The sequence below is a fragment of the Streptomyces sp. NPDC050145 genome (assembly GCF_044460245.1).
GTDB lineage: Bacteria > Actinomycetota > Actinomycetes > Streptomycetales > Streptomycetaceae > Streptomyces.
In genome coordinates, this window is sequence record NZ_JBITJS010000010.1 from 337,339 (window position 1) to 354,341 (window position 17,003).

The window sequence follows — 17,003 nt, forward strand, 5'->3', positions numbered from 1 at the left end:
GCGGGGGCTACTCTGCAAAGGTGACCTCAGAGCAGAACCCCGCCCCCGAGACGTCCGCGCCGACCGAGCCCCGCCCCGGCCGGCTGACCGCCGCCGCGGCCCTGGCCGGACTCGAAGGCGCCGCACTCGTCGTGGGCGGCGCCTACATGCTGGTCGCCGCGCTCACCGGACACCCCGACAATCGCCAGCAGGCGATCACCGGCGGCGTCACCCTGATCGTGCTCGCGCTGCTGCCGCTGCTCGCCGCGCGCGGCCTGCTCGCCCTGAAGAGCTGGAGCCGCGGGCCCGCGATCATCACGCAGATCATGGCGCTGCCCGTCGCCTACACGCTGGGTCAGAGCGGCGGCGTCGCCCTGCCCCTCGGCATCGTGCTCGGGGCCGTGGCGCTCACGGCCCTGGTGATGCTCGTCAACCCGGCGACCACCGTCGCGCTCGGCATCCGCATGCCGGGCAGCGCGAAGGGCCCGGAGTAGACCCCGAGCCCTTCACCCCGTACGCCGATCTCCTACTCCTCCACGAGGAGCTTCTCCCGGAGCTGGGCCAGGGTGCGGGCCAGCAGGCGGGAGACGTGCATCTGGGAGATGCCGACCTCCTGGGCGATCTGCGACTGCGTCATGTTCCCGAAGAAGCGCAGGAGCAGGATGCGCTTCTCGCGCGGCGGCAGGTCCTCCAGGAGCGGCTTGAGGGACTCGCGGTACTCGACGCCCTCCAGTGCCTCGTCCTCGGCGCCCAGAGTGTCCGCGACGGCCGGTGACTCGTCGTCCGTGTCGGGGACGTCCAGGGACAGCGTGGAGTACGCGTTGGCCGACTCCAGGCCCTCCAGGACCTCCTCCTCCGAGATGCCCAGCTTCTCGGCGAGCTCGTGGACCGTGGGGGAGCGGCCGTGCAGCTGGGACAGCTCGGCCGTCGCCGTGGTCAGCGCGAGCCGCAGCTCCTGGAGGCGGCGCGGGACACGCACCGCCCAGCCCTTGTCACGGAAGTGCCGCTTGATCTCGCCGACCACGGTCGGGGTCGCGTAGGTGGAGAACTCCACGCCGCGCTCCGGGTCGAAGCGGTCGACCGACTTGATCAGGCCGATCGTCGCGACCTGCGTCAGGTCGTCCAGCGGCTCGCCGCGGTTGCGGAAGCGGCGCGCCAGGTGCTCGACGAGCGGCAGGTGCATGCGCACGAGCCGGTTGCGCAGATCCGCGTACTCGGGGCTGCCGTCCTTCAGGGCGCGCAGCTCGAGGAACAACGCCTTGGCGTTGCTGCGGTCCCGGGGATCGCGCGTGCCCTGCTGATCACCCTGTCGCTGTTGGTCGCTCATCCATCCCGCCCGTCGCGCGTCCGATCCACCGGGGCCCCCACGAGTCTCGGCCCCGGAGGACGGCGCTGCCTGCTGTGACCCGTCGGCCGCCGGGTCCTCCGGGTGCGGCCGGGCCTGCTGCTCAGGGATGCCGGTGGTCAGCCGCCGGATCCCGCCCGTGCCGTCGGCCGGGAGATCTCGTGTGCCGCTCTTGTCGTCCCGCACCGGACCACCCCCGTTCATCACGCCGGGCCGGGGCCCGCGCCGCGCTTCTTGTAGAGGCTGATCGAGACCGTCCTGTCCTCGGCGACGGAGGACTCGACCTGGCCGGCCAGGGCGGACAGGACCGTCCAGGCGAAGGTGTCGCGCTCCGGGGCCCGGCCGTCCGTGGTCGGGGCGGACACGGTCACCTCCAGAGAGTCGTCCACGAGGCGGAACACGCAGCTGAGCACCGAGCCCGCGACAGCCTGCTGCAGCAGGATCGCGCAGGCCTCGTCGACCGCGATGCGGAGGTCCTCGATCTCGTCGAGGGTGAAGTCCAAACGCGCTGCCAGACCGGCCGTGGCCGTCCGCAGCACCGACAGGTAGGCACCCGCAGCCGGCAGCCGGACTTCCACGAAGTCCTGATTCCCGGGCTCGCCTGCGATCTGGGACACCCTCACCTCCAAGGTGGTACAAGCACTTTCGGGCTCCGGAGGACGATCCCCCCGGGTGATGCGCCACGTATATCTGCGGTGACGCTACCGCGCGCCCGACTTTCCTGTCCCGGGGACCCCCGGCCCGCTGCTGTCACTCATAGTAAGCCTACGGGTACGGACAGTGGCTAGAGGTGGGGCGGGCTCAATTGGAAAGAGCGGGCGCCGCATTGACGTACCCAGGCGCCGACCCGTCGAACCGCCCGGCGGGCGCGGATCCCGGGGATCACACGAGAATCGAGTCGACGAAGCACCAACGCCAGTCCTCACCAGGCTCGAAGGTGCGCATGACCGGGTGCCCGGTGTCCTTGTAGTGCTCCGTCGCGTGCCGGAACGGCGAGGAGTCGCAGCAGCCGACATGACCGCAGACCAGGCACAGCCGCAGTTGCACAGGGTGACTGCCCAGGGCCAGGCACTCCAGACAGGTGTCGCTCAGGGGCGCCGGTTCCGGCTGCGGCAGCGCGTCGACGTGCGGGCACTCGTACATGATGGCCAGGTTACGACGGGCGCGGCGCACAGGCCGGGCGGAAGGCGGGTCATGGACGTATTGCCACTGGTGGGACTGGTCGCGGCGAGCGCCGCGGTGGCCGGGGCGGCGCGCAGGACACCGGTGCCGGCGCCGCTTCTCCTCGTCGCGGTGGGGCTCGTCGCCTCGTACGTACCGGGCGTTCCCGAATACGCGCTCGACCCGCACGTCGTGCTGCCGCTGATCCTGCCGCCCCTGCTGCACACCGCGGCCCTGGAGAGCTCCTATCTGGACCTGAGGGCCAACATCCGGCCCGTGGCGCTCCTCTCGGTGGGCTACGTCCTGTTCGCCACCGTGGCGGTCGGCTGGCTCGCCTACCAGCTGATCCCCGACCTGCCGCTGACCGCCGCGCTCGTCCTGGGCGCCGTGATCGCCCCACCGGACGCCGTCGCCGCGACCGCCATCGCCCGGCGCGTGGGCCTGCCCTCGCGGATCACCACGATCCTCCAGGGCGAGTCCCTGGTGAACGACGCGACCGCGATCACCGCCTACAAGGTGGCGCTCGCCGCGGCCGTCGGCGAGGGCGCCAGCTGGGCGGGCGGCATCCGGGAGTTCCTCGTGGCGGCCGTCGGCGGCGTCGGCATCGGCCTCCTCCTGATGGTGCCGCTGCACTGGCTGCGCACCCACCTGAAGGAGGCGCTGCTCCAGAACACGCTGTCCCTGCTGATCCCCTTCGTCGCCTACGCCGTCGCCGAGCAGTTCGGCGCCTCCGGGGTGCTCGCCGTCGTCACCGTGGGCCTCTACCTGGGACACCGCTCCTACCAGGTGGACTTCGAGACGCGCCTCCAGGAGGCAGCGGTCTGGAAGGTCGTCGCGTTCATCCTGGAGTCCGCGGTCTTCGCCCTGATCGGGCTCCAGCTGCGCGTCGTCCTGAAGGGGCTCGGCGAGTACAGCGTCGGGCAGGCCGTCTGGTACGCCGTCGGCGTGTTCCTCTTCGTGGTGGTGATCCGCTTCGTGTGGTCCTATCCGGCCACCTACCTGCCGTGGTGCTTCTCCTCGCGCATCAGGGAGCGGGAGAGCGACACGGACTGGAGACGCCCGCTGATCGTCAGCTGGGCGGGCATGCGCGGGGTCGTGTCGCTGGCCATCGCGTTCTCGATCCCGCTCGTCACGGACGAGGGCGAGCCGTTCCCCGCGCGGAACCTGGTGCTCTTCCTGACCTTCACGACCGTCATCGGCACGCTCGTCGTGCAGGGGCTCACGCTGCCGCCGCTGATCAAGCTCCTCAAGCTGCCGGGCCGCGACGTGCGGGCCGAGACGCTCGCCGAGGCGCAGGCGCAGAACGCGGCGTCCACGGCGGCCGAGGAGCGCGTGGACGAGCTGATGGAGGACCGGCGCAACTGCCTGCCCCAGCCCCTCCAGGACCGCCTCCGCACCGTCCTGGAGCGCCGCCGCAACGCGGTGTGGGAGCGCCTGGGCCAGACCAACCCGGTGACCGGCGAGTCCGCCGACGACACCTACCGGCGGCTCGCCCGCGAGGCGATCCAGGCCGAGCGCGAGGTGTTCGTGAAGATGCGCGACGAACGCCGCATCGACGACGAGATGCTGCGCAGCCTGCTGCGCCGCCTGGACCTGGAGGAGGCGGCGGCCTACCGCGAGGTCGACGACTGAGACGGCTGAGATGACTGAGGCGGCTGAGGCGAATCAGACAGCCGAGACGGCTGAGAGGGGCGAGACGGCTCCGTCGGGTCGGGCGCCCCGGTGACCACCGCCGCCACCGTCGTACCCGGCGCGAACGCGCCCTCCTCCGTCAGCGCCGTGAGGGCGTGCAGCATTTTGGCGACATAGAGACGTTCGACGGGCAGCCCGTGGCGCTGCTCGAACTCCTGGGCGAAGGCCTCGAGTCCGGTGGGCACGCGCGCGTACCCGCCCCCGTGGAACCGGTCCGTCACCTCCCACTCCCCGCGCCGCCGGCCGAACGCTTCCGTCTGCAGCGCCTCGACGTCACCCGTCAGGAACCCGCCCTTGAGCACGGCCACCCCGAGCGCCCGCTGCCCATCGCCGAGGCCCGCCGCGAGCCCCGCGAGCGTCCCCCCGGTCCCGCAGGCGACGGCCACGACATCGGCCCGCCCGCGCAGCTCACGCCCCAGCTCCGTGCACCCCCGCACCGCGAGCGCGTTGCTCCCGCCCTCCGGCACCACATAGGCACCGGCGGCGCCCGCGTCGGCCAGCACCCGCGCGAGCACCTCGGGCTCCCGCTTCGATCGATAGGTAGATCTGTCGACGAAGTGCAGACGCATCCCGTCCGCCGCACACCGCTCCAGCGACCGGTTCAACGGCTGCTCCGCGAGCTCGTCGCCCCGGACGACACCGATCGTGGGCACGCCCAGGAGTCGGCCCGCGGCGGCCGTGGCCCGCAGATGGTTCGAGTAGGCGCCCCCGAAGGTGACGATCGCGCGCCCGCGCGCCTCCGCCAGGTTCGGTGCGAGCTTGCGCCACTTGTTGCCGACGAGGTCCGGATGGATCAGGTCGTCCCGCTTCAGGAACAGGCGTACGCCGCGGCGCGCGAACCGCTCGTCGTCGACCTCGGTGAGGGGCGAGGGCAGCCGGGGCGGCGCACCGGCGCCGGTCAGGGGCGTCGGCGCGGGGCCGGAGGGGTTCGGGCGGGGCACCCGGCCATTGTCGGACACAGGTCCGGGCGCCCGCCGCCGCGGCCCGCGCCGCTACTTGAGGCGGTCCCGGATCCGCTCCCGCATCGCCGCCATGGTGAAGCCCTTCGGGTCGACCTTGCCCGGCTGCCACTCCAGGTGGCCGATGACGGACCGCTCCGTCCAGCCGTGGTGGCGGCAGATCGCGGCCGCCGCCTTCTCGATCGCCGCCAGCTGCGCCGCCGGCCACGGGTCGTCCCCGTTGCCGAGGTTCTCGCACTCGAAGCCGTAGAAGTGCCGGTTCCCGTCCGTGTTCGCCTCGTTGTCGTGCGGGAGGGACTTCTCCGCGATCACCGCGCGCAGCACGTCGTCGTCGCCGAGGCCCGCGTGGTTCGCCCGCCCGTAGCCGACCAGGTGGACCCGGCCGTCCTTGGTGATGACGCCGTGGCACAGCGGGCCGGGCAGATCCGGGTGACCGTTTCGGCACAGCTCCACCGTGCGGGCGCTGCCCGAGGTGACGGTGTGATGGATCATCACGCCGTGCACCGGGCCCCAGGCGCCCTTGTGGTTGCGGTTGTGATGGCGCCAGTCGCCGACCTCGACCACCGTCAGGCCCTCGTGCTCGAGAGCGGCGAGAAAACTGCTCGCGGACATGGGTGGGGCCATGGCCGCCTCCTTCGCGGGCGCGACGACCGCCGGGTGCGGAACGCCTCGTACCGCTGCTTGTACCGGAACGGCCCCGCACGGACTACTCGTTCGTATCCCGTGCGATGCGATCCGGACAGCCTTGGGCGGCCCCGCACGCTCGCGGCGCTCGGGGCCCAAGGTCGGGGCCTGCCACGGCGGGCCCCCGGGAAACGGTCAGCTCCGCAGGAAGCCGTCGCCGTGCTCGGCGATGTGCGACTCCAGGGCCTGGAGCGCCTGCTGCGTCGCGTCCGGGCTGCCGCTGCCCCGGCGCTCCGCGTAGTACGCCGCGCCCAGGCGCTTGAGCAGGTCGGCGCCGGCCCGCTGCGCCTGCACCTCGTCCAGCTTCTGCTTGCCCTGCGTCAGCCCGCGCTGCGCCTGCTCCTTGGCCCGGTCCAGAAAGCCCGCCATCGTGGTCACCTTTTCTGTCGTCCGCTGCCGGCGTCTGCCGTGTCTCTCGTCCTCTTCAACGCGCGCCGGGATCTTGGAGTTCCTAAAACCGGCGATGCGGGACGGACCGGATGGGCCGGAGGCGGCGCGCGACCACTGCCCCGCAATCGCGCGATCCATTCCCGCTCATTTGTGTAATGGCGCGGGCACGGAGCGTGCTGGAAGGGTGGCGCTCGCAGGTCGGTTCATGATCGGGAGGGCATTCATGTCGGTAGGCGAAGAGGTCCGCACGGAGCAGCCGGGTGAGCAGAAGAGTCTCGGCACATCCGCCGCGCGGAATCTGGCCACCACCACCAAGTCCGCGCCGCAGATGCAGGAGATCAGCTCCCGCTGGCTGCTGCGGACGCTGCCGTGGGTCGACATCAAGGGCGGCACGTACCGGGTGAACCGGCGGCTCAGCTACTCGGTCGGCGACGGGCGGATCACCTTCGTGAAGACGGGGGAGCAGGTTAGGGTCATCCCCGCCGAGCTGGGGGAGCTGCCCGCGCTGCGCGGCTTCGAGGACCAGGGCGTGCTGGACGAGCTGGCACAGCGCTGCACGCAGCAGGAGTTCGAGGCCGGCCAGGTCATCGCCTCGTTCGGCAGCCGGACGGAAGAGGTCTTCCTCCTCGCGCACGGCCGTGTCGAGCAGGTCGGCACCGGCCCGTACGGGGACGACGCCGTGCTCGGCGTCCTCGCCGACGGCGCCTACTTCGGCGAGCAGGCCCTGCTCGATGCGGAGGGCATCTGGGAGTACACGGCCCGCGCCGCGACCGCCTGCACCGTGCTCGAGCTGCCGCGCCGCGACCTGGAGCAGGTCGCCGAGCGCTCCGACGCGCTGCGCGAGCACCTGGAGCGGCTGCGGGCCATCCCGGAGCAGCGGGCGAACCGGTACGGCGAGAAGGAGATCGACCTCTCCGCGGGGCACGTCGGCGAAGCCGTGCTGCCCGGCACGTTCGTCGACTACGAGGCGGCGCCCCGCGAGTACGAGCTGAGCGTCGCCCAGACCGTGCTGCGCATCCACTCGCGCGTGGCGGACCTCTACAACCAGCCGATGAACCAGACGGAGCATCAGCTCCGGCTCACCGTGGAGGCTCTGAAGGAGCGCCAGGAGCACGAGCTCATCAACAACCGGGAGTTCGGTCTCCTCAACAACTGCGAGTACGACCAGCGGCTCCAGCCGCACGACGGCGCGCCGAGCCCCGACGACATGGACGAGCTGCTGAGCCGGCGCCGCGGCTCCAAGCTGTTCCTCGCGCACCCCAAGGCGATCGCCGCGTTCGGCCGCGAGCTCAACAAGCGGGGCCTCGTGCCCGAGAGCATCGACGTGGCGGGCACCCGCATCCCGACCTGGCGCGGCGTCCCGATCTATCCGTGCAACAAGATCCCGGTGACCGAGGCCCGCACCACGTCCATCATCTGCATGCGTACCGGCGAGGACGACCAGGGCGTCATCGGCCTGCGCCAGTCCGGCCTCCCGGACGAGATCGAGCCGAGCCTGTCCGTCCGCTTCATGGGCATCAGCGAGCAGGCGATCATCTCCTACCTCGTCACCGCCTACTACTCGGCGGCCGTCCTGGTGCCCGACGCGCTCGGAGTGCTGGAGAACGTCGAGGTCGGGCGGTGGCGTTGACCCGGCGCGCGCACCCCCGCGCGCACCTCCGCGCCCACCGGAGGGTGAGCCGATGACGCAGACGACGGAGCCGCCCGCGGCCGCCGAGTCGGCCGAGCCGACGGCCCTGGCGCAGGCCAGGGCGAGCGTCGACCCCGAGCTGCGCAGAGCCGTCGAGGCGCTGCCCGGATCCATGCGCAGGGTCGCCCGCCACCACTTCGGCTGGGAGCACGCCGACGGCACGCCCGCGGCGGGGAACGCGGGCAAGGCCGTCAGGCCCGCCCTCGTCCTCGCCGCCGCGCGGGCCCTCGGCGGGGTGCCAGAGCAGGCCGTGCGGGCCGCGGCCGCGGTGGAGCTGACCCACAACTTCACGCTGCTGCACGACGACGTGATCGACCGGGACGCCACGCGCCGGCACCGGCCCACCGCGTGGACCGTCTTCGGGGACGCCGACGCGATCCTCACCGGGGACGCCCTCCAGGCCCAGGCGCAGCTGCTGCTTGCCGAGGACCCCCACCCGGCGTCCCCGGCCGCGATCGCCCGGCTCGCGGCCTGTGTCGTCGAGCTGTGCGCCGGCCAGGTCGCCGACGTGGCCCTGGAGGGGCGCGACCCGAGGGAGGTGACGCTGCCGGAGACCCTGGCGATGGCCGAGGCCAAGACCGGGGCGCTGCTCGGGTGCGCCTGCGCCCTCGGCGGGCTCTACGCGGGGGCGGACGCGGCGCAGGTCGCGGCGCTCGACGCGTTCGGCAGGGCCGCGGGCCTCGCCTTCCAGCTGATCGACGACGTCATCGGGATCTGGGGCGACCCGGCCCGCACCGGCAAGCCCGCCGGGGCCGATCTCGCCGTCCGCAAGAAGTCGCTGCCGGTCGTCGCGGCACTCGCCTCCGGCGGGCCCGCGGCGGACGAACTGGCCGCGCTGTACGGGCCGCCGGGCCCGGAGAAGGAGGGCCCTGCCGAACTGGAGGCGATCGCGCTGGCCGTCGAGCGGGCGGGCGGCCGGGACTGGGCGCAGGCCCAGGCGGCCGACCAGATGGCCCGCGCCGTCGACGAGCTGGCGCGCGCCGTGCCGGTGCCGCAGTCCGCGGACGGACTGCTCTCGCTCGCGGAGTTCGTGACGCGCCGCGGGCACTGACCCCGCCGCTCGCGGAGTTCGTGACGCGCCAGGGTCACTGACCCCGCCGCCGGAGTGACCGAGCGACCCGAGGGCCCCGCATTCCACCGCGTTCCGGGCGGGGGAGCGGGGCCCGTGCCCCGTACGGCCGGTGATCGCCTAGGCTGCCAACGCCCGCGCACGGACCGCGGGTTGGGGCGAGTCACAGGGGGCGGACGGGCGTGGGAGTGCGGATTCGGCGGGCCGGGGCGAGCGACCGGGACCTCGTGGTCGGACTGCTGGACGCGGCGTTCATGGACGACCCGGTCAGCGGCTGGGTCCTCCCCGGCGAGGAGTACCGGCGGGCCCGGCACGCGCGCCTGATGGGCGTGTTCACCGACGTGACGTACGACGAGGGGTACATCGACCTGGCCGAGGACGGTTCGGCGGTGGCCCTGTGGGTCGACATGCCGGCCGAGCCGCACCCGGGTGAGGGCGACGGCGAGGACGAGGCCGTCCAGGTGCGTCAGGCCGTCGACCCGGACAACGAGCGGGTGGAGCAGATCGCCCGCTGGACCTCCGAGATCCACCCCGTGGGCCGCGCGCACGCCTACCTGTGGATGATCGGCGTCGCCCCCGACCGGCAGGGCGAGGGCCTCGGCACCGCCCTGATCGCGCCGGTCCTGGAGCGCTGCGACCGCGAGGGGCTGCCCGCCTACCTGGAGGCGAGCAACCCGCGCAGCCGCGCCCTGTACGAGCGGCTCGGCTTCGTCTTCACCGGCACCGCGCTCGACCTCCCGGACGGCCCGTCGCTGTGGCCCATGTGGCGGGAGCCGCAGCAGCCCTGACGCTCCGGCCGGGCCGTCACACCTCAGGAGCGACCCGTCACGCCTCCGGAACGATCCGCTCCACCAGCCGCTCGACGACCCCGTCGGGCACGCTCACGCCCGGGATCGCGCCGTCCAGCATGCCCGGCATCGTCAGGTGTTCCAGGATGAGTCCGAGCGTGCCCAGGTAGAGCAGGGTGATCTCCTCGGCGCCGCCGGGCAGTCCGGAGGCCGCGTTGAACGCGATGCCCTCGTCCAGGTCGCCGCGCAGCGACTTCATCAGGGAGGCACGCAGTTCGGGCCGCCGGCCCGCCTCCAGGCGCATCTCCATCAGGGCCAGGAACCCGGTGCGGTCGCGCTGCGCGCGGGCCAGCAGATCGCGCATGAAGGCGGTGACCAGGGCGCGGTCCCGGGGCCGGGTGAGCAGCTCCTCGACGACCGCCGGGTCCGGCGCGAGCCGCCGGTGCAGCCAGACGTCGATCTGGCCCAGCAGGTCGTCGCGGTGGGCGAAGTAGTTCGACGACGTGCCGGTGGGCACGCCCGCCGCCGTGTCCACCGCCCGGAAGGTCAGCCCGCGCGCGCCCTCGGCGGCGAGCACCTCGACCGCCGCGTCCACCAGGGCGGCCCTGCGCTCCGGATTCCTCACCATGTCCGCACCCAACTCCTTCTGTCCGCCGAGGGCTTGCAGTAAAGGGCTGTCGCAAGCGCCTGCCGTAAAGGGCTTGCGCAACCACTACAAGTGAAGCACTCTAAGTGTAGTGGTTAGCCGCACGGCAGCCACGCCACCCGTCACGCCACCAGTGTCGTCCACGAAAAGAGACCAGCTTGCGCAAGCTCACCTACTTCGTCGCCGTGTCCGTAGACGGCTTCATCGGCGACGAGTCCGGGAACGGCGACGTGTTCACGACGTACGTCGACGAGGAGTTCATGGCCTTCCTCGCCGCCGAGTACCCGGAGACCCTGCCGACCCACGTCCGGGCGGCGGTCGGCCTCGACGGCGTCCCGAACCTGAAGTTCGACACCGTCCTCCAGGGCCGCGGCAGTTACCAGGTCGGCCTCGACGCCGGCATCACCAGCCCCTACGGGCATCTGCGCGAGCTCGTCGCCTCGCGCAGCCTGGAGAAGTCCCCCGACCCGAACGTCGAGCTCATCCGCGACGACGTCGTCGGCCGCGTCCGCGCGCTCAAGGCGGAGGACCGCGAGCTCGACATCTACCTGTGCGGCGGCGCCCAGCTGGCCGGACTGCTCGCCGACGAGATCGACGAGCTGATCATCAAGACGTACCCGGTCGTCTTCGGTGGCGGCATGCCGATGTTCGCCGGCCGTTCCTCCGCGATCACCGCGTTCACCCTGGAGGAGAACCGCACGTTCGGGAACGGTGCGATCGTCCGCCGCTACGCCAGGAAGGTGTAGCGCTCTAGGTTGTACGTATGACTGAGCTGCTGCACCTCACCGAGCGCGCCCTCTGGGAGCAGGCCCGCGCCACCGGCACGTACACCGGATCGACCAAGGGCAAGTCCCTCCAGGACGTCGGCTTCATCCACTGCTCGTACACGCCTCAACTGCGCGGTGTCGCCGAGGCGCTGTACGGCACGGATCCCGAGCCCGGCAGGCTGGTCGTCCTGGTCGTGGACCGCGGCCGGCTCGACGTGCCGGTGCGCGACGAGGAGGGTGTGCCGGGCGGCGAGCTGTTCCCGCACATCTACGGGCCGCTGCCGGTGGCCGCCGTCACCGAGGTCCGCGACTGGCCGTGAGTCAGTGGCCGGCGGGCTTGAGGAGCGGCGCGTCCACCGTGAACTTCCGGAAGCCGACGCCGTAGTAGAGCTCGCGCGCCGCCGGGTGGCCGGGTGCGCCCAGGCAGGCGACCGTCATGTGGCGGGCGCCCGCCGCCCGCGCCCGGTGCATCCCGTGCAGCAGCAGCGCCCGGCCGAGGCCGCGCCGCCGGTGGCCCTTGTGCGTGCCGACCGGCTCGAACTCGGCCGTCGCGTTGACCTCGTCGAGCCACATGATCGCCGAGGCGGCCATGGTGCCGTCCGGCGCCTCGACGAGCACATGCAGATCGCCCCGGTACGGCGCGGTCCGGCGCACGCTCTCGTAGGCCTCGACGTCGTACGCGCGCGGCCCCCACGCGTCCAGATGCGCCTGCACTACGGCCCGCGGCCCGGCCTCGTCGGCGGTGCGGAAGCGGAAACCGGCGGGCAGCACGGGCTGTTCGAGATCGCCGAGGTCCCGCTTGTTGAGCTGGGTCCACGAGCCCTGGTCGCCGAGCGCCTCCGGATCCGTGCCGTAGCCGCGCGCCGCCCAGCGCTCCAGCGCGAACGGGTCGGTGGTCGGCACCACCGTGCGCTCCAGACCGGCCGCCACGGTGTCGAACCAGTCGATGACCTCGTCCACCAGGGCGCTGTGCCCGGGGTCGACCTGATAGGTGAGATACGCGCCCTTCACCTCGGTGGCCGAGCCGTCGCTGAGCACCACCCGGCGCGGCAGCGCGGCCCAGGCCCACGCGACCAGCTCGCCCGCGTCGTCGTGCCAGAGCCTGCGCCGCCAGGCATCGCCCGCGCGCGCGTGGCCCCGGCCCCAGTTCCACGCCAGCTCCCCGTACGCGGCGTCGCTGTTCACCAGATCGGGACGGATCGCCGTGACCCGCTGGGCCATGTCCTGCATGAGCCGTACGTCCTCGGCGGTCAGCAACTCGGAGTCAGCCATGGAACGACCCTGACAGAGCCCGCCCGCCCGGTCTAACGACTTTCCGCGCGCTGTCGGCTTTCCGTGAGCGCGGCGCGCACCGACTCCGTCATCGCGGCGACGAACGCGTCCCGCGTCGCCTCGTCCACCAGGTCGAGGGAGAGATACGGATTGAGGTCCTCCAGCTCGACGAGCAGCAGGTCCCCCTCCGGCGTGCGGCAGGCGTCGACCCGCTGGATCCCGTGCCGGATCGTGTTCCACTCGACGAAGCGCCGGGCGAACTCCCGGTCCGCTTCCGTCGGTTCGTAGGGGCGCAGTTCCCAGCGCCGCTCCGGGTCCGGCGCGTAGAGGGCGTACTGCATCGCGTCGTCCACGAAGTAGAACGACACCTCGTAGCGGAACCGGATCCGCGGCTGGACCAGCAGGCCCTCCTCGTAGGGGAGCGCGGGCAGTTCGTCCGGGCCGACGAAGCGCAGGCCTATGGAGTCGGCGCCCAGCTTCGGCTTCGCCACGTACTCCTCGGCGGCCGGCAGCCGGTGCAGGTCGGCGGCGCGGTCGACCGTCGGGATCACGGGGAACCCGGCGTCGGTGAGATCCAGCAGGTACTGCTTGCCGGCCATGTCGCCGCGGCCGTCCAGCGGGCTGTAGACCGTCGTGCCGCGCTCGACGGCCCGTGCGCGGAAGGCCTCGTACGCCTCCGGATAGCCGATGACCGGGCCGCTGTTGCGCACGACGACCCCGTCGAAGTCGTCCATCAGCGCGGCGGCGTCCCGCGGGTGACACAGCGCGAGGTCGAACGCGGAGCGCAGCCGCGAGGTCAGGAAGATGTCCTCGTCGCAGTAGCGGCGGCCACGGGCCTCGTAGGCGAGGTCGGTGACGTAGAGGACGCGGGGGCGGCGGGCCATGGGCGGGCTCCTGGGACGATCGGGACAGCGGGGGACACCTGTAGGGGGCGCTGCCCCTCAGTGTCCCGTACGCCCCGATGGCCCGCGCAGCCTGGTGGAATGGCCCCCATGACCGCCGCCCCGCGCCCCTTCCTCGCCGTCACCCCGCACGCGAGCCCGACGCGCGAACTGCTCGCGGGAGCCGCGGCCCGGCGCGGTGTCGAGGTCGTGGAACTGGCGGGCCCCGACGGCGCGAAGACCCTGCGCGGCCGCCCGGACGGGCACTACTACGGCGGCCCGGCGCTCGCGGCCCACGTCGCCGACGACCTGGGCGTCACGCTCCTGGAACCCACCGACACCTGGCTCACGGAACTGCCCCGCACCGTCACCGGCCGGGCCCTGCGGCAGACGACCCTGGCCGAGGCGCGCCGGCTGACCGGCCCCGCCTTCGTCAAACCGCCCACCGACAAGTCCTTCGCGGCCGCCGTCTACGCCGACGGCGCCGCGCTCCCGGCGGACCCGCCGCCCGGGACGCCGGTGCAGATCGCCGAAGTCGTCACCTGGACCGCCGAGTTCCGCCTCTTCGTCCTCGACGGCGAGATCCGCACGGGGGCCCAGTACGCCACGTACGGCCGGCTCGACGCGGCGCCCCTGGAAGGACACCCGCGGCAGACCCCCGTACGGGACTTCGCGCACCGCCTCCTCGCGGCGCACGGCACCACCCTCCCCAGCGCCGTCGTCCTCGACGTCGGACTCCTCGCGGGCGGTACCTGGGCGGTCGTCGAGGCCAACATGCCGTGGTTCAGCACCGTCTACGCGGCCGAGCCGGACCGCGCGCTCGACGTCGTCCTGCGCTCGGCGGGACCCGCGAACCGCGTCACCGCCCGGGACCGCCCCTTCGACCGGGGCCGGGTACGCCGAAGGGGCCCGACGTGGTGACGTCGAGCCCCTTCGAGACGTTCTTCGGCCCTGCGAGGGTGCACCGCTCGAGGGTCGTGAACCAGCAGGCCGGGATCAGGCCTTCTTGGTCTCCCAGAAGATCTTGTCGATCTGGGCGATGTAGTCGAGCGCCTTCTGGCCCGTGGCCGGGTCCGACGAGGCCTTCGCGGCCGAGAGGGCCTTGAGGGTGTCGTTGACCAGCTGGTGCAGCTCCGGGTACTTCTCGAAGTGCGGGGGCTTGAAGTAGTCGCTCCACAGCACCGAGACGTGGTGCTTGGCGAGCTCGGCGCGCTGCTCCTTGATGACGATGGCGCGCGTCTGGAACGCCGCGTCGTCGTTGGCGGCCATCTTGTCCTGGACGGCCTTGACCGACTCCGCCTCGATGCGGGCCTGGGCCGGGTCGTACACGCCGCAGGGCAGGTCGCAGTGGGCGCTGGCCTTCACCTTGGGGGCGAACAGGCGGGAAAGCATGGGGCAGGTCCTTCCTCGTGATCGTCTTCTCAGGTGGGACATTACTCCGTGCGGGACGGGTTTTCTCGAGTGCCCCCGGGGGCTTGGTCCAAAAGTCCGGGGCCAGACTGGGACTGATGGAGGATGGGACGGGAGCACGGCGGGAACCGGGGAGGTTGTCTGATGCCCGAGGCGATCGAAGAAGTGCGCGAGGCGAAGGTGCCGTTTCAGATCATTGAGGTCGAGGGTCCGTCGATGGTGCCGACCCTGTACCCCGGCGACTGGATGCTGGTGCAGCACGGCGCCCGGGTGCGGCCCGGGGACGTCGTGGTCCTGCGGCACCCGTTCCAGCAGGACCTGCTGGTCGTCAAGCGGATCGCCGAACGCCGCGACGGCGGCTGGTGGGTGCTCGGGGACAACCCCGGTGCCGGGGGCGACAGCACCGTCTACGGGGTCGTCCCCGACGAGCTGGTGCTCGCCCGGGTGCGCGGCCGGCTGCGCCGCCGCAAGCCGTGGGAGCAGGGGGAGGGTCAGCGCTCGGTGACGGCGGTGCTGTCCTGGGCGTTCTCCGCGGTCCGTCCCGTGCGCTGCGACCGGTCGGCCTCCAGGCGCTTGCGGGCCCGGTAGGCGGCCACGTTGGCCCGGGTCGCGCAGCGGTCCGAGCAGTAGCGGCGCGAGCGGTTCGTGGACGTGTCCAGGTACGCGTTGCGGCAGGGCGCCGCCTCGCACAGGCCGAGCCGGTCCACGCCGTACTCCGTCAGATGGAAGGCGAGGCCCATCGCGGCGATCGCCGCGTAGCCCGCCGTCGCGTTCGACGGATGGTCCGCGAGGTGCATGTGCCACAGCGGGCGCCCGTCGTCGTCCCGGTGGTCGTGCCCGGAGATCTGCGGGCTCACCGGGAACTCCAGGAGCAGGGAGTTCAGCAGGTCCACGGCGAGCGTCTCGTCGCCGCCGTCCGCCGCCTCGAACACCGCGCGCAGCCGGGCCCGCACCCCGCGGAAGCGGGTCAGATCGGACTCGGTGGCGCGGCGGGCCGCCGACTGGTTGGCACCGAACAGGGCGCGCACCGCGTCGACCGAGGTCAGCTCGTCCTTGCCGCGGCCCGGCTCCTCGCTGTTCACGAGACGCACCGCGTAGTCCGAGTAATAGGCCAGTTCCACTTGTAGTCCTTACCGGGGCCGTCTATCGTCGGGGCGAGCGAGGGTAATGCTCGCTCTAGGTTTAAGGGTATTACGCGCTCGTCCGGGAGGGCTTTCATGACGGACATGAGGACTGACGTGACCGAGACCGCCGCCGGGGGCACGGCCGACTGGCGTGCCTGGCAGGACAGCTGGGACCGGCAGCAGGAGTGGTACATGCCGGATCGCGAGGAGCGGTTCCGGGTGATGCTCGACATGGTCGAGGCCTTCGCGGGGCCCGCGCCCCGCGTCCTCGACCTCGCCTGCGGCACCGGCAGCATCACCGACCGGCTGCTGAAGCGGTTCCCGGACGCGACCAGCGTCGGCGTCGACCTCGACCCGGCCCTCCTCGCCATCGCCCGCGGGACCTTCCAGGGGGACGAGCGGGTCTCCTTCGTCACCGCGGACCTCAAGGACCCGCACTGGACGCAGGCGCTGCCGCACCGGACGTTCGACGCCGTGCTCACCGCCACCGCCCTGCACTGGCTGCACTCCGAGCCTCTCGCCGCCCTGTATGGCCAACTCGCCCCGCTCGTCCGGGAGGGCGGGGTGTTCATGAACGCGGACCACATGATCGACGAGACGACGCCGCGGATCAACGCCGCGGAGCGGGCGCTGCGGCACGCGGGGATGGATCGGGCGCGGGCCGAGGGTGCGGTCGACTGGGCCGAATGGTGGGCGCTGGCCGCGGCCGATCCCGTTCTGGCGGCGCCCACGGCTCGGCGGTTCGAGATCTACGGGGAGCATGCGGACGGGGACATGCCGTCGGTGTCCTGGCATGCGGGGGCGCTGCGCTCGGCCGGGTTCGGTGAGGCTCGGGCGGTTTGGCGGTCGCCGTCGGATGCGGTGGTCCTCGCGGTGCGGTGAGCGATTCGGCTGCGGGGTCGGTGGGGGCTGGTCGCGCCCCGCGGCGGAGCCGCTAATAGGCACAGCCCCGCGCCCCTGAAATGCAGACCCTTCGGGTCGCATTTCCCCGACAAAGGTGAAGGGGGCGTCCGGGGTGTGACCCCGGGCGCCCCCTCTTTACGTTCGGCCGGACTAGAGGACCTTCGAGAGGAAGGACTTGGTGCGGTCGTGTTGGGGGTTGGTCAGGACGTCGCGGGGGTGGCCGGATTCGACGACGACGCCGCC

Annotated in this window: 21 protein-coding genes and 1 pseudogene; 10 read left to right on the forward strand and 12 right to left on the reverse strand. The window is 72.4% G+C overall.

The window, feature by feature from the left end:
* Window positions 1-20 precede the first annotated feature (20 nt).
* On the forward strand, window positions 21-473 hold the full coding sequence (locus ACIBTU_RS22185) for a hypothetical protein (RefSeq protein ID WP_399128030.1): 453 nt from the start codon (window positions 21-23) through the stop codon (window positions 471-473).
* Between the two features lie 32 nt (window positions 474-505).
* Here ACIBTU_RS22185 and ACIBTU_RS22190 read toward each other — a convergent pair whose 3' ends face one another.
* The 3 genes from ACIBTU_RS22190 to ACIBTU_RS22200 form a co-directional block, all read right to left on the reverse strand.
* Complete coding sequence (locus ACIBTU_RS22190) at window positions 506-1,510, reverse strand: RNA polymerase sigma factor SigF (protein ID WP_399128031.1); 1,005 nt, start codon at window positions 1,508-1,510, stop codon at window positions 506-508.
* 17 nt (window positions 1,511-1,527) lie between these two features.
* Window positions 1,528-1,941 carry an anti-sigma regulatory factor gene (locus tag ACIBTU_RS22195; RefSeq protein WP_399128032.1) on the reverse strand — a complete coding sequence of 138 codons (414 nt, stop codon included), beginning with the start codon at window positions 1,939-1,941 and terminating at the stop codon, window positions 1,528-1,530.
* A 265-nt stretch (window positions 1,942-2,206) separates the two neighbouring features.
* Window positions 2,207-2,467, reverse strand: coding sequence for a UBP-type zinc finger domain-containing protein (locus tag ACIBTU_RS22200; protein ID WP_399128034.1), 261 nt, complete (start codon window positions 2,465-2,467; stop codon window positions 2,207-2,209).
* Window positions 2,468-2,518: 51 nt separating this feature from the next.
* On the opposite strand from ACIBTU_RS22200, the gene ACIBTU_RS22205 reads away from it, so the two are divergent.
* Window positions 2,519-4,117 (forward strand): Na+/H+ antiporter, encoded by a 1,599-nt coding sequence (locus tag ACIBTU_RS22205; protein WP_399128035.1) that lies wholly within the window; start codon window positions 2,519-2,521, stop codon window positions 4,115-4,117.
* On the opposite strand, the gene ACIBTU_RS22210 is transcribed toward ACIBTU_RS22205, so the two are convergent.
* The 3 genes from ACIBTU_RS22210 to ACIBTU_RS22220 form a co-directional block, all read right to left on the reverse strand.
* On the reverse strand, window positions 4,096-5,118 hold the full coding sequence (locus ACIBTU_RS22210; RefSeq protein ID WP_399128036.1) for a 1-aminocyclopropane-1-carboxylate deaminase/D-cysteine desulfhydrase: 1,023 nt from the start codon (window positions 5,116-5,118) through the stop codon (window positions 4,096-4,098). The two genes, ACIBTU_RS22205 and ACIBTU_RS22210, sit on opposite strands and share 22 nt — an antisense overlap.
* A gap of 51 nt (window positions 5,119-5,169) precedes the next feature.
* Entirely contained in the window at window positions 5,170-5,760 is a 591-nt protein-coding gene (locus ACIBTU_RS22215; protein ID WP_399128038.1) for an N-acetylmuramoyl-L-alanine amidase, read from the reverse strand.
* Window positions 5,761-5,955: 195 nt separating this feature from the next.
* Window positions 5,956-6,189: a hypothetical protein gene (locus tag ACIBTU_RS22220; RefSeq protein WP_399128039.1), complete on the reverse strand. Its 234-nt coding sequence runs from the start codon at window positions 6,187-6,189 to the stop codon at window positions 5,956-5,958.
* A gap of 244 nt (window positions 6,190-6,433) precedes the next feature.
* On the opposite strand from ACIBTU_RS22220, the gene ACIBTU_RS22225 reads away from it, so the two are divergent.
* The 3 genes from ACIBTU_RS22225 to ACIBTU_RS22235 all read left to right on the forward strand — a co-directional run bounded on the left by ACIBTU_RS22225 (window position 6,434) and on the right by ACIBTU_RS22235 (window position 9,757).
* Entirely contained in the window at window positions 6,434-7,840 is a 1,407-nt protein-coding gene (locus tag ACIBTU_RS22225; protein ID WP_399128040.1) for a family 2B encapsulin nanocompartment shell protein, read from the forward strand.
* Window positions 7,841-7,892: 52 nt separating this feature from the next.
* Window positions 7,893-8,951: a family 2 encapsulin nanocompartment cargo protein polyprenyl transferase gene (locus ACIBTU_RS22230; protein ID WP_399128042.1), complete on the forward strand. Its 1,059-nt coding sequence runs from the start codon at window positions 7,893-7,895 to the stop codon at window positions 8,949-8,951.
* Window positions 8,952-9,151: 200 nt separating this feature from the next.
* Window positions 9,152-9,757 (forward strand): GNAT family N-acetyltransferase, encoded by a 606-nt coding sequence (locus tag ACIBTU_RS22235; protein ID WP_399128043.1) that lies wholly within the window; start codon window positions 9,152-9,154, stop codon window positions 9,755-9,757.
* A 37-nt stretch (window positions 9,758-9,794) separates the two neighbouring features.
* On the opposite strand, the gene ACIBTU_RS22240 is transcribed toward ACIBTU_RS22235, so the two are convergent.
* A complete protein-coding gene (locus ACIBTU_RS22240) occupies window positions 9,795-10,385 on the reverse strand; it encodes a TetR/AcrR family transcriptional regulator (RefSeq protein ID WP_399128044.1) in 591 nt (196 codons plus the stop codon).
* Between the two features lie 176 nt (window positions 10,386-10,561).
* Between ACIBTU_RS22240 and ACIBTU_RS22245 the strand changes: the two genes are divergently transcribed.
* Together ACIBTU_RS22245 and ACIBTU_RS22250 are read left to right on the forward strand one after the other, a co-directional pair.
* A complete protein-coding gene (locus ACIBTU_RS22245) occupies window positions 10,562-11,149 on the forward strand; it encodes a dihydrofolate reductase family protein (RefSeq protein ID WP_399128046.1) in 588 nt (195 codons plus the stop codon).
* Window positions 11,150-11,166: 17 nt separating this feature from the next.
* On the forward strand, window positions 11,167-11,490 hold the full coding sequence (locus ACIBTU_RS22250; protein WP_399128047.1) for a DUF952 domain-containing protein: 324 nt from the start codon (window positions 11,167-11,169) through the stop codon (window positions 11,488-11,490).
* A 1-nt stretch (window position 11,491) separates the two neighbouring features.
* Here ACIBTU_RS22250 and ACIBTU_RS22255 read toward each other — a convergent pair whose 3' ends face one another.
* Window positions 11,492-12,442, reverse strand: coding sequence for a GNAT family N-acetyltransferase (locus ACIBTU_RS22255; RefSeq protein ID WP_399128049.1), 951 nt, complete (start codon window positions 12,440-12,442; stop codon window positions 11,492-11,494).
* 32 nt (window positions 12,443-12,474) lie between these two features.
* On the reverse strand, window positions 12,475-13,326 hold the full coding sequence (locus ACIBTU_RS22260) for a hypothetical protein (RefSeq protein WP_399128050.1): 852 nt from the start codon (window positions 13,324-13,326) through the stop codon (window positions 12,475-12,477).
* Window positions 13,327-13,434: 108 nt separating this feature from the next.
* On the opposite strand from ACIBTU_RS22260, the gene ACIBTU_RS22265 reads away from it, so the two are divergent.
* A complete protein-coding gene (locus tag ACIBTU_RS22265; protein ID WP_399128071.1) occupies window positions 13,435-14,244 on the forward strand; it encodes an ATP-grasp domain-containing protein in 810 nt (269 codons plus the stop codon).
* Window positions 14,245-14,319: 75 nt separating this feature from the next.
* Here ACIBTU_RS22265 and sodN read toward each other — a convergent pair whose 3' ends face one another.
* The gene (sodN, locus tag ACIBTU_RS22270; protein WP_161304267.1) at window positions 14,320-14,715 is read right to left on the reverse strand and encodes a superoxide dismutase, Ni; all 396 of its coding nucleotides are present in this window, start codon (window positions 14,713-14,715) and stop codon (window positions 14,320-14,322) included.
* A 162-nt stretch (window positions 14,716-14,877) separates the two neighbouring features.
* Between sodN and sodX the strand changes: the two genes are divergently transcribed.
* A complete protein-coding gene (sodX, locus tag ACIBTU_RS22275) occupies window positions 14,878-15,321 on the forward strand; it encodes a nickel-type superoxide dismutase maturation protease (protein ID WP_399128051.1) in 444 nt (147 codons plus the stop codon).
* On the opposite strand, the gene ACIBTU_RS22280 is transcribed toward sodX, so the two are convergent.
* Complete coding sequence (locus ACIBTU_RS22280) at window positions 15,225-15,854, reverse strand: CGNR zinc finger domain-containing protein (protein ID WP_399128052.1); 630 nt, start codon at window positions 15,852-15,854, stop codon at window positions 15,225-15,227. The two genes, sodX and ACIBTU_RS22280, sit on opposite strands and share 97 nt — an antisense overlap.
* Before the next feature lie 105 nt (window positions 15,855-15,959).
* Between ACIBTU_RS22280 and ACIBTU_RS22285 the strand changes: the two genes are divergently transcribed.
* Window positions 15,960-16,739 (forward strand): class I SAM-dependent methyltransferase, encoded by a 780-nt coding sequence (locus ACIBTU_RS22285; RefSeq protein ID WP_399128053.1) that lies wholly within the window; start codon window positions 15,960-15,962, stop codon window positions 16,737-16,739.
* Window positions 16,740-16,910: 171 nt separating this feature from the next.
* Here ACIBTU_RS22285 and ACIBTU_RS22290 read toward each other — a convergent pair.
* Window positions 16,911-17,003, reverse strand: a pseudogene (locus tag ACIBTU_RS22290) (ectoine/hydroxyectoine ABC transporter ATP-binding protein EhuA); the annotation flags it as partial.

Coding starts and splice junctions, on each gene's coding strand:
- ACIBTU_RS22200 (WP_399128034.1), bottom strand. CDS start 2,467: ATGTACGAGTGCCCGCACGTCGACGCGCTGCCGCAGCCGGAACCGGCG.
- ACIBTU_RS22205 (WP_399128035.1), top strand. CDS start 2,519: ATGGACGTATTGCCACTGGTGGGACTGGTCGCGGCGAGCGCCGCGGTG.
- ACIBTU_RS22215 (WP_399128038.1), bottom strand. CDS start 5,760: ATGGCCCCACCCATGTCCGCGAGCAGTTTTCTCGCCGCTCTCGAGCAC.
- ACIBTU_RS22220 (WP_399128039.1), bottom strand. CDS start 6,189: ATGGCGGGCTTTCTGGACCGGGCCAAGGAGCAGGCGCAGCGCGGGCTG.
- ACIBTU_RS22225 (WP_399128040.1), top strand. CDS start 6,434: ATGTCGGTAGGCGAAGAGGTCCGCACGGAGCAGCCGGGTGAGCAGAAG.
- ACIBTU_RS22230 (WP_399128042.1), top strand. CDS start 7,893: ATGACGCAGACGACGGAGCCGCCCGCGGCCGCCGAGTCGGCCGAGCCG.
- ACIBTU_RS22240 (WP_399128044.1), bottom strand. CDS start 10,385: ATGGTGAGGAATCCGGAGCGCAGGGCCGCCCTGGTGGACGCGGCGGTC.
- ACIBTU_RS22250 (WP_399128047.1), top strand. CDS start 11,167: ATGACTGAGCTGCTGCACCTCACCGAGCGCGCCCTCTGGGAGCAGGCC.
- ACIBTU_RS22255 (WP_399128049.1), bottom strand. CDS start 12,442: ATGGCTGACTCCGAGTTGCTGACCGCCGAGGACGTACGGCTCATGCAG.
- ACIBTU_RS22260 (WP_399128050.1), bottom strand. CDS start 13,326: ATGGCCCGCCGCCCCCGCGTCCTCTACGTCACCGACCTCGCCTACGAG.
- ACIBTU_RS22265 (WP_399128071.1), top strand. CDS start 13,435: ATGACCGCCGCCCCGCGCCCCTTCCTCGCCGTCACCCCGCACGCGAGC.
- sodN (WP_161304267.1), bottom strand. CDS start 14,715: ATGCTTTCCCGCCTGTTCGCCCCCAAGGTGAAGGCCAGCGCCCACTGC.
- sodX (WP_399128051.1), top strand. CDS start 14,878: ATGCCCGAGGCGATCGAAGAAGTGCGCGAGGCGAAGGTGCCGTTTCAG.
- ACIBTU_RS22285 (WP_399128053.1), top strand. CDS start 15,960: ATGAGGACTGACGTGACCGAGACCGCCGCCGGGGGCACGGCCGACTGG.